The sequence below is a fragment of the Agaribacillus sp. DX54 genome (genome assembly GCF_056858335.1).
Genome location: NZ_JBXEQE010000025.1, coordinates 50,584 through 62,746, shown reverse-complemented (window position 1 = coordinate 62,746; position 12,163 = coordinate 50,584). Strand labels below are relative to the sequence as shown.

7 protein-coding genes are annotated in these 12,163 nt (G+C 47.2%); 5 read left to right on the top strand and 2 right to left on the bottom strand.

Annotation, left to right across the window (positions count from 1 at the left end; translation table 11 throughout):
• Positions 1 to 106: 106 nt before the first annotated feature.
• Positions 107 to 3,196, bottom strand: a complete 3,090-nt coding sequence (locus AC04NP_RS22080) for a SusC/RagA family TonB-linked outer membrane protein (RefSeq protein ID WP_482862123.1) — start codon at positions 3,194 to 3,196, stop codon at positions 107 to 109.
• Positions 3,197 to 3,575: 379 nt separating this feature from the next.
• Between AC04NP_RS22080 and AC04NP_RS22075 the strand changes: the two genes are divergently transcribed.
• Positions 3,576 to 3,782 carry a hypothetical protein gene (locus tag AC04NP_RS22075; RefSeq protein WP_482862122.1) on the top strand — a complete coding sequence of 69 codons (207 nt, stop codon included), beginning with the start codon at positions 3,576 to 3,578 and terminating at the stop codon, positions 3,780 to 3,782.
• A 303-nt stretch (positions 3,783 to 4,085) separates the two neighbouring features.
• On the opposite strand, the gene AC04NP_RS22070 is transcribed toward AC04NP_RS22075, so the two are convergent.
• Positions 4,086 to 5,720, bottom strand: coding sequence for an alkaline phosphatase D family protein (locus tag AC04NP_RS22070; RefSeq protein ID WP_482862121.1), 1,635 nt, complete (start codon positions 5,718 to 5,720; stop codon positions 4,086 to 4,088).
• A 280-nt stretch (positions 5,721 to 6,000) separates the two neighbouring features.
• Here AC04NP_RS22070 and AC04NP_RS22065 point away from each other — a divergent pair, with 280 nt between their 5' ends.
• Genes AC04NP_RS22065 through AC04NP_RS22050 form a run of 4 tightly spaced genes read left to right on the top strand, consistent with a single transcriptional unit; the run spans position 6,001 to position 11,929 of the window.
• The gene (locus AC04NP_RS22065; protein ID WP_482862120.1) at positions 6,001 to 7,314 is read left to right on the top strand and encodes a TolC family protein; all 1,314 of its coding nucleotides are present in this window, start codon (positions 6,001 to 6,003) and stop codon (positions 7,312 to 7,314) included.
• A 2-nt stretch (positions 7,315 to 7,316) separates the two neighbouring features.
• Positions 7,317 to 8,399: an efflux RND transporter periplasmic adaptor subunit gene (locus AC04NP_RS22060; RefSeq protein ID WP_482862119.1), complete on the top strand. Its 1,083-nt coding sequence runs from the start codon at positions 7,317 to 7,319 to the stop codon at positions 8,397 to 8,399.
• A 16-nt stretch (positions 8,400 to 8,415) separates the two neighbouring features.
• Positions 8,416 to 11,622 (top strand): efflux RND transporter permease subunit, encoded by a 3,207-nt coding sequence (locus AC04NP_RS22055; protein ID WP_482862118.1) that lies wholly within the window; start codon positions 8,416 to 8,418, stop codon positions 11,620 to 11,622.
• 1 nt (position 11,623) lies between these two features.
• Positions 11,624 to 11,929 (top strand): hypothetical protein, encoded by a 306-nt coding sequence (locus tag AC04NP_RS22050; protein WP_482862117.1) that lies wholly within the window; start codon positions 11,624 to 11,626, stop codon positions 11,927 to 11,929.
• The last annotated feature ends 234 nt before the right edge of the window (positions 11,930 to 12,163 follow it).

Here is a 12,163-nt window from a genome sequence, read left to right as displayed (position 1 = left end):
AATTCGCAATAAAATTAAACCGCCCTATTCCGATGGAATTCAGGGGGCCGAAGTTAATGCTCATTTCATGTGTAAAGGTGTAAAATAATCACTTGATTACAGGGGGCTAAAAATTCAGGTTTACACCAACCGTGTAGGTACGCGGCACCGGATATCCGGAGAGATCCACACCCTGACTGAGATTACCGCCATCGCCCTGACCGTTGTTCTGCATACTGGTTTCCGGGTTAGAACCTCCCCAGTAATCAGTAAACACGTACAGGTTTTGTATGGACGTATAAATACGCGCCGACCTGATAAATTTAGCAGGCTCATCGATCGTATACCCAAGTGTTACATTCCTGATGGTAAAAAATGAGGCATCGGTCACAAAACGGCTGTTCATCCAGTCCCTTTCGATGCCGGTTACGTTTCCACCACCCACGGTAGTGCCAAAGAAACCTTTGCCGGGATTTTCAACTGACCTGAAGCGGTATTTAACTTCTTTCATCAGATTAAAAACACCGTCGAGATTGGTCGTGCTATACAGATGACGTACCATAACTTCATTGCCATGAGAGCCCGTACCCACTACTGACAAGTCGAAATCACCATATCTCAGCGTGTTGGTAATTCCATAAGTGAAATCCGGAAATGGGTTACCTATGATGGCCCGGTCATCATTATCCCCTCCCCTGGTGATGATGCCGTCACCATTGACATCCCGCAATTTGATGCTACCCACGGTAGAACGTCCGGGTACCTGTGGGGAATTGGCCAGGTCTTCTTCATTCCAGTAAAGTCCGTCTGCCATGTGACCATAGAACTGCCCGAAAGGTTGTCCTGTCTGAGTGATATGCCAGGTGCCATACACCCTGTCTATCCCATCTGCGAGGGAAATAACCTTGTTTCGATTAAATGAAATGTTAGCATTGGTGGTCCATTTCAGTTTTCCATTGGTATTGATGGAGGTGATAGCAAATTCGTGACCCCAGAAGTCTATTTCGCCGATATTGTCGTTGAAGTTGCCGAAGCCCGACTCCTGCGGAATCTGTACATTGAACAGCAGGTTGGTGGTAGTCTTTTTGTAATAATCGTACATAAACTGTATACGGTCGTTAAAAAGGCCCAGGTCGAAACCAACATCGAACTGTTCGGTGGTTTCCCATCCCAGGTTGTTGTTGGCAAGGGAAGTGACTACCGCTCCGGGGGCCACATTATCTCCAAAAACCGCGTTAACGGTATTGTCGATCAGAGCATACTGGGTATAATTGCCTATATTATTGTTGCCCGTCACACCATAGCTTGCCCGTAGCTTTGCAAAGGATATGGCTTCAATGCCTTTCAGGAAATCTTCATCGGATACTACCCATCCAATGGAAGCCGAGGGAAAAGTACCCCATCGGTTATCGGCACCAAACCGGGATGATCCGTCACTCCGGATGGAAGCGGTGAACAGGTATTTACCTTTGAAGTTATAGGTAAACCTGGAAAGTACCGAGGTGAGCGACCATTCCTCCACCCCGCTATTGGTACCGGCCCGGTTGATGTTGATGGCCCCCTGAATGGTAGGAAGCCTGTCATCGGCATAAGTATCGGCCTGGATGCGCGTTCTGTTTCTGCGGAATTTTTGATTGGTAAATCCAACAAGTAATTCCAGGTTGTGATCGTTAAAACTCCTGGTATAAGTAGCCAGGTTTTCATTCAGCCAGGAAAAATCTTCTATATTTTCCCTGATAGAAAAAGCGGTAGTTGGCAGGGGAACATTGATCCTGCCGGTTGCCGTGGAAGGATTGAAAAAGAAATACTTGGAATTATATAACTCTGCATTAAAAGTGGATTTCAAGACTAACCCCTCGATCGGCTCGTATTCAATAAAAGCGTTGGAAAGCAGGTTGACTTCTGTTGTTTCGTTATCAATTTCCTCGACAGACCTCACCCAGTTGGCGTAAGCAAAAATATTACCGGTCTCGGCAGGAAACCTGTTAAACCTGGTGAGTTCGCCATTTTCATCATAGATAGGCATGATAGGCCAGGTATGTAAAGCATTGAAAAGAATTCCGGTTCCCCTGGTTCCGTCAGTTTCCGGAATATTGTCTTCGATATAAGAAGGCGCCAAATTAAACCCGAGCCTTATTTTATCCGGTACATCATAATTGGTGTTTATGCGCAGGGAATACCTTCTGAACTCAGAATTTAAAACCACCCCCTGCTGATTAAAAATCCCGGCGACAATGGCTGTACTGACCTTCTCCCGGTTGGTTGAAATGGCCAGGCTGTAGCTTTGAATGGGGGCATTTCTCAGCAATGCATCGTACCAATCATTGTTTTTGCCTTCATATTGAGAGGGGTCCTGAAATATTTCCGGAACCGGCTGCCCGGCATCTTCGTAATATTCTTTTTTAAACCGGACAAATTCAACAGCATCCATCATTTCAAGTCTGCCTTCCCGGGGCACTTCCTGCACGCCTGCATAGGCGGTAAAGCTGATATTGGTTTGTCCCGGCTTCCCCTTTTTGGTGGTAATCAGGACAACTCCATTGGCCGCTCTGGATCCATACAAGGCCGTAGAGGCCGCATCTTTCAATACCGAAATCTCCTGAATTTCATCCGGATTGATAGAACCGATGTCACCGGTGATGGGAAAGCCATCTACCACATATAACGGATCACTGCCACCCGATACCGACAATTGACCCCGAATCCGGACCGACATGCCCTGCCCCGGCTTGCCAGTCGTTTGGTTGATTTGCACACCAGCCAGACGGCCCTGCAGCTTCTGGGTCACCTGGGCCACCGGCAAATCCTGCAGTTCCTGGGCATCTACCGTTTGAACTGCTCCTGTTACCTCCCTTTTTAACTGTGTACCGTACCCTACTACTACCACCTCAGAAAGTGACATAACATCCGAAAGCAACCGAACATCGATAACCGACTGTTCGTTCACAGCAATCTCTTCCGAGACATAACCAATAAAGGAGAAAACCAGGATGTCGGCCCCTTCAATCAACTGCAGCCTGTAATTTCCTTCTGCATCGGTAAGGGTACCATTTGAGGTACCTTTTTGAATTACATTTGCACCGGGTAACCTTTCGCCGTCAGACGAATATACCGTACCCGTGATTGTTTTTTCCTGACTAAAAACAGGGTAAGAAAAAATAACGCATCCCAGACCGTATATCCAGGGTAAAAGCATTTTACAGTAGCGTACTTTCATATTTTTTAGCGCTTAAAAAGTTAACAGTTAAGTAATATTAACCTAATTATCAGCAGATTGCATCCTGTACCTACCTGCTAAATTTTCAATCAATGACTTTAAATAAAGGTGATTTTTAATAAATTTTTAATTGAGGTGCCATTGAATAAAAATATGATAATGATATTGGGATAAATTATGGGTCGAGAACAGCGATTTGAAAAAGTTGTTTACATGTTTCTCACCTCACTTTAAAGTGGAAGAAGTGTAACCGATTTGTTTACTCACTGCTTTTTTTAGTGTTTTTTAAAATCCTGGCCTGCGGGTATCGGATGACATGACATGTGTTATCTTTTGATGAAATTTAGCGTTTTTTTTGGTTTCTTTTGATTCCGATTGTATGTCCGTGGGATGGTCACCGGATGAATCCGGCCATTCTACCGAATTGAAAGACTACACATCCCATAGCGATCAGGAACGCTGGAAGTTGATAAAAATCAACGACCGGCAAGCCTTTGAGACCATCTACCGGCGGCATTGGGCCGGCCTGATGATGTCGGCCTACCATATGCTGGAAGACAAAGAAAAGGAATCCCTAAATTCCTAATACCTTGGAATTGATTGATTTTCCCCTTATAGGCAGATATTAATTTATTATGAAGTAGGTTACTTTGCTGTGACCAAAAGGCCGATCAGAAAGCTAATCAAAATACTTCTATTAAAATAATACAACATAATTAGTACTTGAAAATCTAAAAACTTGAAATATTCTAATTCAGAAAATCCAAAACTTTTAAAATTCACTAACAAACAACCGCCGATAATCTGTGCTTCTCTTTAAGACATAGTGGGCTAGCCCTGTGTTTTTGCCGGCCACTCTCCGGCAAGTGATTCCGGTAAAATGTCAATTTTATGGTTTTACCGTAATAGGCCAGCCGGTAAATTGCCCGGCATCAGGCGATGTTACATCGGCTGTTCCCGGCCAGCATTCGAAAGTCACTTCCCTGGCTGCGGTATTGAAACGGATCAGGCCAAAACCCGCCCCGAAATCCTGAGAACCGGGATTGACGTAGGCATGCATGGTGATTTTATTGTCAAACCCGTCCAGGTAGTTACCTGTCCATGGAAGGTCGTTGTCGATAGCAGGGCCTGATCCTGGCTTTTCATCCTTCGGCCACCACCAGCGGCTGTAATAATTGTTGACAATGGCCGGTACAACAAAGGCCCAGGGACCATCGCCATACGCTTCAATGCCGTGTTTTATGACTGTCGCCAGATGCTGGTCACCCGCAATGTGCACGGCATTGGCCTTTTTGATCTTTTCAAGGGCTTTTTTACGACCGGTTTGCGGCCAGCCGTTCGAGTCCATGTCGGCATGCAGCCGGTTGGTAGAATCGCCATGCACATGGGCACCACCGCAGAACCCTGTCTGGGACAAAACAGCCTTCATAATGACACCTTCCTTGTTTTCATCTGCCCAGCTATCCAGAAAATTAAGCTGACGGTCACCAAGCAACTTTAAACCCGGTACATCAACTGATGCCGGATCGTAGTCAGGGTTTATAATATGGTCAGGTCTCGGCCCCTGCTGAGGTATTTTTCCTTTTGGCCCCGACTTGAATTTACGGTCTTCGATAATGGCAAAATCAACGGGCCCCAGTTGATAGCTGGTGAAGTAAACACCGATCCCTTGCAATACAGGATCAGGGTCCACCGGATCCGGCAGATGGGCGGTCTGGCATCTTTCTACCATTTTGACATACTCGGGGTGGAAAAAATAACCCCCGTCATTCCCTGCCATGGACGTGGCCTGCTTCCCTCCCTCTCCCCACAGGTTACCCTGGCCAATGTCATGATCATCGGGAATGGCAATCATAGGCCGGTGGCGGAAGGTTTCGCGGAATTGCCTGCCAAAAAGCAACCAGGCGGCCGTGTGTTCCCTGTGGTGATAAGACTGGTCGCCGGCAAAAAAGACCACATCGGGATCCAGTGCATTGATATTTTTTACATAAGTATCCCGGTCTTTGGGGCCTTTATTGGAATTGCAGGATAGGGCAGCGATGACAATCTCCTGTTTGTCTACCGGCAGTTTCCGTATGGTTCCTTCAAAAGTTGCAGCTTCGCCATGCCTCAGGCGATAGGCCATGTTCTCCGTTTTATTCCAGTTTTCTACCCGGAAATGGGCCGACCAACCTAATTCATGCACCGGCTGCCGTTGTATCTCTTTCCACTCCCCGCCTTCTTTAATGTCCAGCAAAACGAATTTGGGTTCATCGGGATATAGCGGAAAAAGCTGCGCAGTAAGTTTGAGGGTGTTGTTGGCAACCGTGTAAGCACCAAAGGCAATGACGGAATCCCGGGCTATCTTCACATCGATGATGTGGTTGGGTTTTCTGTTCCACCAGTCATTGATTGTGATAGAATCCAGACCGGTAAAAGGGGCAACGGTATATTCCTTTGTGGTCTCAATGCCACCTTCGGGCTTTGGCTGGCAGGCGGCCAGGGTTAATATGAGCAGGCTTAAAGCTGTAAAATTGTTTTTCATCAGTAGTTGGTTTAGTATAAATTTCCCAGTCGCTGTACAATTTAATGAGTTATTCCATTTAAATGGAATTTAATGGTAAAAAAGAGTCAAATTAAAGATTAAACCTGCATTTACTAATCAGCATGTAAAAAGAAGATGTTTTCAGTCACAACCGTCCCGATCCAAAAATAAAAAATACTATGGAATAAGCGGTTAAGGCCGTTTTTGTGGCTTGGTAACATAAGTTACCGACTACCCGCTAACACATCCTTAGTTTTGCTTTTACCAAATAGAAAATAATATGAAAAAGGCATTTTACCTATTGACACTTTGCTTTTCATTTTTATGGTCAGCACTCCGGGCGCAGGAGGTGGTACCCGTTACCAAGTCAAAAGTGCTGGAAACAGTAGCCGGGCAAAACCTGTCTATCAGGATCAGTGAACAGCAACGCAAAGAAGCCCGGGCAGATTACCGGCAGACTAACTCCGTATTGATGCCTCATATTGCCTTATCTTACACAGGCTTTACCACGACCAATCCTCTGGCAGCTTTTGGTTCAAAACTGAACCAGGAGGTATTGACAACAGAAGATTTCAACCCCCTCTTTCTCAATGACCCTTCCCGTACCACCAACTATGCCACCGTACTGGAAATCCGCCAACCATTGCTCAATCCGGACGGATACCATCAACGCAAGGCGGCTGCCATCAAAATGAGGGCCGCTGAGCTCCAAACCACCCGTACCAAAGATCAACTGGCATTCGATGCCGAAAAATCCTATATGCAACTGCAGTTGGCCTACCAATCGGTGGAGGTGCTTCAAACGGCCCTGGAGGCAGCCCGGGCAAACTGGAAAATGGCCAATGACAGGTATGAGCAAGGTTATCTGCAAAAGGCAGATCTGCTGGCAGTGGAGGTCAGGCTGATAGAAGTGAAAAATCAATTGCAGCTCGCTGAAAGCCACGTAATGAACGCTTCCGATTACCTGGCTTTCCTGATGGGAAAGGAAGATCAGGTGCTTTTGAAGCCAGCCGATAGCCTCATGGTCTCCGGTACCGGCCCTGCTGCAGTCAATGAGATACCTCAGGGCAGGGCAGACATTCAGGCGGCACGATTGGCCACAGAAGCTCATGCGGCAGCTTACCGGGCCAATAAAATGTCTTTTTTACCTCGTATAAATGCTTTTGGAAGTTATCAATTATATGATGACGACTTGTTTCAGGGAGATGCCAATGGCTACATGATCGGCGCCCAACTTAGCTGGAATATCCTGGAAGGTACAAAGCGGATAGGAAAAACACAAAAGAGTAAAGCGGCTTTGGAACGCTCGAAACTCTCTTACGATCAGTATCTGTCACAAAGCAACCTGGAAATGAATCAGGCGGTACGCAAGCTATCCGATGCCCGAAACAAACTCCGGCTTTCAAAATCTGCCCTGGATCAGTCCCGTGAATCATTGCGCATCCGGACAAACCGGTTCAAAGAAGGACTCGAAAAAACTGCCGACCTGCTTACAGCCGAAACCCAATATGCCCGCAAGCAACTGGAATACTACCAGGCCATTTTCGAACTGAACTATACCCAGGCTTATATCGAATTTTTAATCAAGGAATAACCATGATGAAAAAATATAACCTAAAGACCATCCCATTCATGATCGCAGCATTACTTGCAGGCTGCGGCGATGGCAAAAAACAGGCGTTGCAAGATGATGTGAAATCCATCAAAGTAAAAGTAGAGGTAGTTGAAGCAACAGGCAGGCAGCCTTTTATCACAGCAAGTGGAAAAGTGACCGCGGTACAAAGCGCCAAAGTGGGTACCCGGATGATGGGCTTCGTAGATAAAATTTATGCCAGACTGGGAGACAAGGTCAAAAAAGGGCAGGTATTGGTAGTCATCAACAGTACTGACCTGCAGGCCAAACTAGCCCGGGCCGATGCCGGTGTGCTGGAGGCCAAAGCTGGTTTTGCCAATGCCGAAAGGGACTATAAACGTTTGAAGAACCTGATGGCGGCTAACAGCGCTTCGCAAAAGGAAATGGATGACATGACCACCCATTTCGAAATGACCAAAGCCAGATTAGAAATTGCCCGACAGATGAAAAACGAGGTCCAAGCCCAATTTTCCTACACTAACATTCGCGCGCCCTTTGACGGAGTGGTAACGCAGAAACTCGTCGAACCAGGGGACATGGCCAACCCGGGCATGACGCTGGTCGCACTGGAGTCACCGGACATTTTTGAAGCCCATGTAAAAGTTCCGGAAAATGAGATTGTACATATCAAAGCCAACGATGACGTGCTCGTCACAATCAAATCTGTTAATAAGGAAGTGAATGGAGCAGTGGTCGAGGTAAGCGCATCATCCGCTGGCTCCGGAGGGCAATACCTGGTAAAAGTAGCATTGGCGAATGCCGGGGATGAAATCCGCTCCGGTATGTTCGCCACAGTGGACTTTCCCGTACCGGACGAAACTGCTCCCGGCCTAACTCTTCTTCCAAAAGAAGCACTTATCGACCGCGGTCAACTAAGAGGGGTTTATACTGTCAGCCAAAGCAACACGGCCCTGTTACGCTGGCTTCGGTTGGGCAGAACTTATGGCGACAAAGTCGAGGTATTATCGGGACTGTCACCGGGAGAAACGTATGTGGTTTCAGCACAGGAAAAACTGTACAACGGAGTAAAAATAAGCATTCGATAATCAAAGATCTTAAGCGATGAAGGAAGGATTAGCAGGAAAAATCGCCCGTGGGTTTATCGACTCAAAACTCACGGTACTTTTAATGATCGTATTCATGGTCATTGGGGTCTACAGCTCATTTTTGATCCCCAGAGAAGAAGAGCCACAAATAGATGTGCCCATGGCCGATATATTTGTGGGCTATCCCGGCGCCAGCCCCACTGAGGTGGAGTCCAGGGTCATCGAGCCTTTGGAAAAACTGATTTCAAACATCCCCGGTGTGGAGTATGTCTATTCCACTTCTATGAAGGAGCAGGGTATGGTCATTGTGCAGTTTTATGTAGGGGAAGATATAGAACGTTCGTTTGTCAAAATGTATAACGAAATCAATAAACACATGGATATCATGCCCCAGGGTGTGACCATGCCCCTGATAAAAACGCGCGCTATAGACGATGTGCCGGTCCTGGGCCTCACACTTTGGAGCGAAAACTACGACGACTATCGCTTGCGTCAAATAGCAGAAGAACTCACCAGCGAGATAGAAAAAGTCAATGATGTGTCCATCACCAAAGAAATCGGTGGCAAAAAGCGTCAGGTCCGCGTGGTGTTGGACAAGGATAAGCTGGCCGCCAGTGGTCTGGATTTCCTGTCCGTATCAGCAATGATCAGGGTCAACAACCAGCAACTGAATGCAGGAAGTTTTAACAAGAATGACAATGAGTTTTTGGTCAAAACAGGCAAATTTCTTGAAACTGCAGGAGATGTGGAAAACCTGGTGGTAGGTGTACAGGAAAGCCAACCCGTCTACCTGAGACAAATTGCTGCCATTACAGATGGCCCGGAGCTTCCTAAAAATTATGTGTCCTTTGGCTTTGGCAAGGGAAGTGAAAAAGCTTCGGTTTACCGCTCTGAATATCCTGCGGTAACCATTTCCATTGCCAAGCGGAAAGGCGCCGATGCCATGCAAATCGCCGATGTGATTTTAGCGAAGGTCGAACGCTTGAAAGCCAGCTTAATTCCCGGCGATGTCCATGTCGAAGTGACCAGGAATTATGGCGAAACAGCCTCTCAAAAGGTATCGGAATTGTTGATGCATCTGATCGGGGCCATTGTGGCCGTGACGTTTGTGGTGATGCTCGCCATGGGTTGGAGGGGCGGTCTGGTGGTATTTCTTTCCGTACCCATCACTTTTGCCCTTACCTTGCTGAGTTACTACATGCTGGATTATACATTGAACCGCATCACACTGTTTGCCCTGGTATTTGTGACCGGGATTGTGGTAGATGATTCCATCATTATTGCAGAGAACATGCACAGGCATTTTAAAATGAAGCGGTTGCCCTTCCGGGATGCGGCGTTATATGCCATCAATGAGGTGGGAAACCCTACCATACTCGCCACGTTCACGGTCATCGCTTCGGTATTGCCTATGGCTTTTGTCTCCGGTCTTATGGGGCCCTACATGTCTCCGATGCCTATCGGCGCCTCTATAGCCATGATTTTGTCCTTGTTTGTGGCGCTCACCATTACCCCTTTCCTTGGGTATCTGTTTCTGCGTGAAAAGGATAAAAAGAAAAATGGGGCGGAGGGCAAAGAACCGGAAGGTAAAAAGCCGGAGGACACACGCATCTATCGCTGGTATGAAAAACTTCAACGCCCTCTGATTGAAAACAAGGTCAAACGTTGGATTTTTTTGGGTGGGACCATTGTGCTGTTGCTTGGTTCCCTGGCCATGTTTTTCACCCAATCAGTAGCCGTAAAAATGCTGCCTTTCGACAATAAAAATGAGTTCCAGGTAGTCATTGATATGCCCGAAGGAACCACCCTCGAACGCACTGCTGCAGTAGCCCGGGAGATTACTCAATACCTCTCCTCCCGCCCTGAAGTGGTCCACTACCAAAGTTATACAGGCACTTCTGCTCCCATCACCTTCAACGGGCTTGTTCGTCACTACGACCTGCGTGGGGGCAGCAACATGGCTGACATCCAGGTGAATCTGGCCGATAAACATGACAGAGATGAGCAAAGCCATGACATCGTAAAGCTGCTACGTCCCGGCATTCAGGCCGTAGCCCGCCCGTACAATGCGAACGTAAAGCTGGTAGAGGTGCCTCCCGGTCCGCCGGTATTGTCTACCATCGTGGCCGAGATCTACGGCCCTGACTATGAACAGCAAATGAAAGTAGCCGATGAGGTAAAAACCATCCTGGCCAACACACGGGATGTGGTAGATATAGACTGGATGGTGGAAGATGACCAAACCGAATATGAATTGATCATCGACAAGGAAAAAGCCATGTTATACGGCGTATCCCCTCAGCAAATCGTCCATACTATGCACATGGCTTTGTCAGAAAGTGCCATCACCACACTCTATCAGGAAGATGCCGCCCGGCAGGTGGGGCTGATCCTCGCATTGGATGAAAAAGAAAAGTCCGGCCTTCACGACATCGCTCTCCTTCAGGTAAGGTCTCAGACAGGGGCGATGGTTTCGATTGGTGATCTGGTGGATATCCGGGTGCATACCAGGGCCAAAAACATTTATCGCAAAAACCAAAAACGGGTGGTCTATGTGATGTCGGACATGGCAGGCAAGTTGGAAAGCCCGGTATATGCGATCCTGGGCATGACTGATAAGCTGGAAGCCATCAACCTGCCTGCAGGTTACCACATAGATGAGCTGTACATCGAACAACCTGCCCTGGAAGAAGATTTTACGGTAAAATGGGATGGCGAATGGCAGATCACCCTGGAAGTATTCAGAGATTTGGGAATGGCGTTTCTCGGGGTAATTATCATCATTTACATGCTTATTGTGGGCTGGTTCCGGAACTTTAAAGCGCCGGTGGTCATGATGGTAGCCATTCCTTTGTCTATGGTAGGGATTGTCCTGGGGCATTGGCTGCTGGACGCCTTCTTTACCGCGACCTCTTTTATAGGCATGATCGCCCTGGCAGGTATTATGGTGAGAAACGCCGTCCTGCTCATAGACTTTGTCAACCTAAGGGTGTCTGAAGGCGTGGCCCTGAAACAAGCTGTCATCGAGGCCGGTGCTGTGCGTACCACACCCATCTTACTGACAGCCGGCACCGTGGTAATAGGCGCATTCGTCATCCTTTTCGACCCGATTTTCCAGGGATTGGCCATCTCTTTAATGGGAGGAACCATAGCCTCTACCGTACTGACCCTGCTGGTGGTACCGCTTGTTTATTACCTAATAGAACGTAAAAATCACAATTAACATGAAACTCCTTATTGTCACAACCGCCACCCAGTTCCGCGAACAGGTGTCAGAACTATGCAAAAAAGCCAGCATCGAAAGCTTCAGCGGCCTGGGCATCGATGGTTACAAAAGCTCTCAGGCACAGTTAATAACCTCCGGTTGGTTTTCCAGTGAAGGCGACGGTGTGGGGTCGTACCTGTTTTTTGCCCTTACTAACCGGGGAAAAACAGATGAACTGCTCCGATTGATTACCGACTTCAACCATGAACTGGAAACCGATAACCCAGTCAGAATGGCTGTGACCCGGTTGGAAGAATATATCTAGGATAAATTAACCCAACTTAAACCATCACAGGGGCAATAATTCTGATCTCAACTGTATTTTTAAACACAACCGTAAGAGTCCGGTCATTATTTCAATTCCATCATGGTTCGATTAAAGCTTCAGGCGGGCTATGAAAATATTCTCCCGAAGTTGTATTTCAATTCCATCATGGTTCGATTAAAGCCCCGTTCCCTTAACCGTTAAAACGTCTAAATACTCGCCATTTAGGGCATT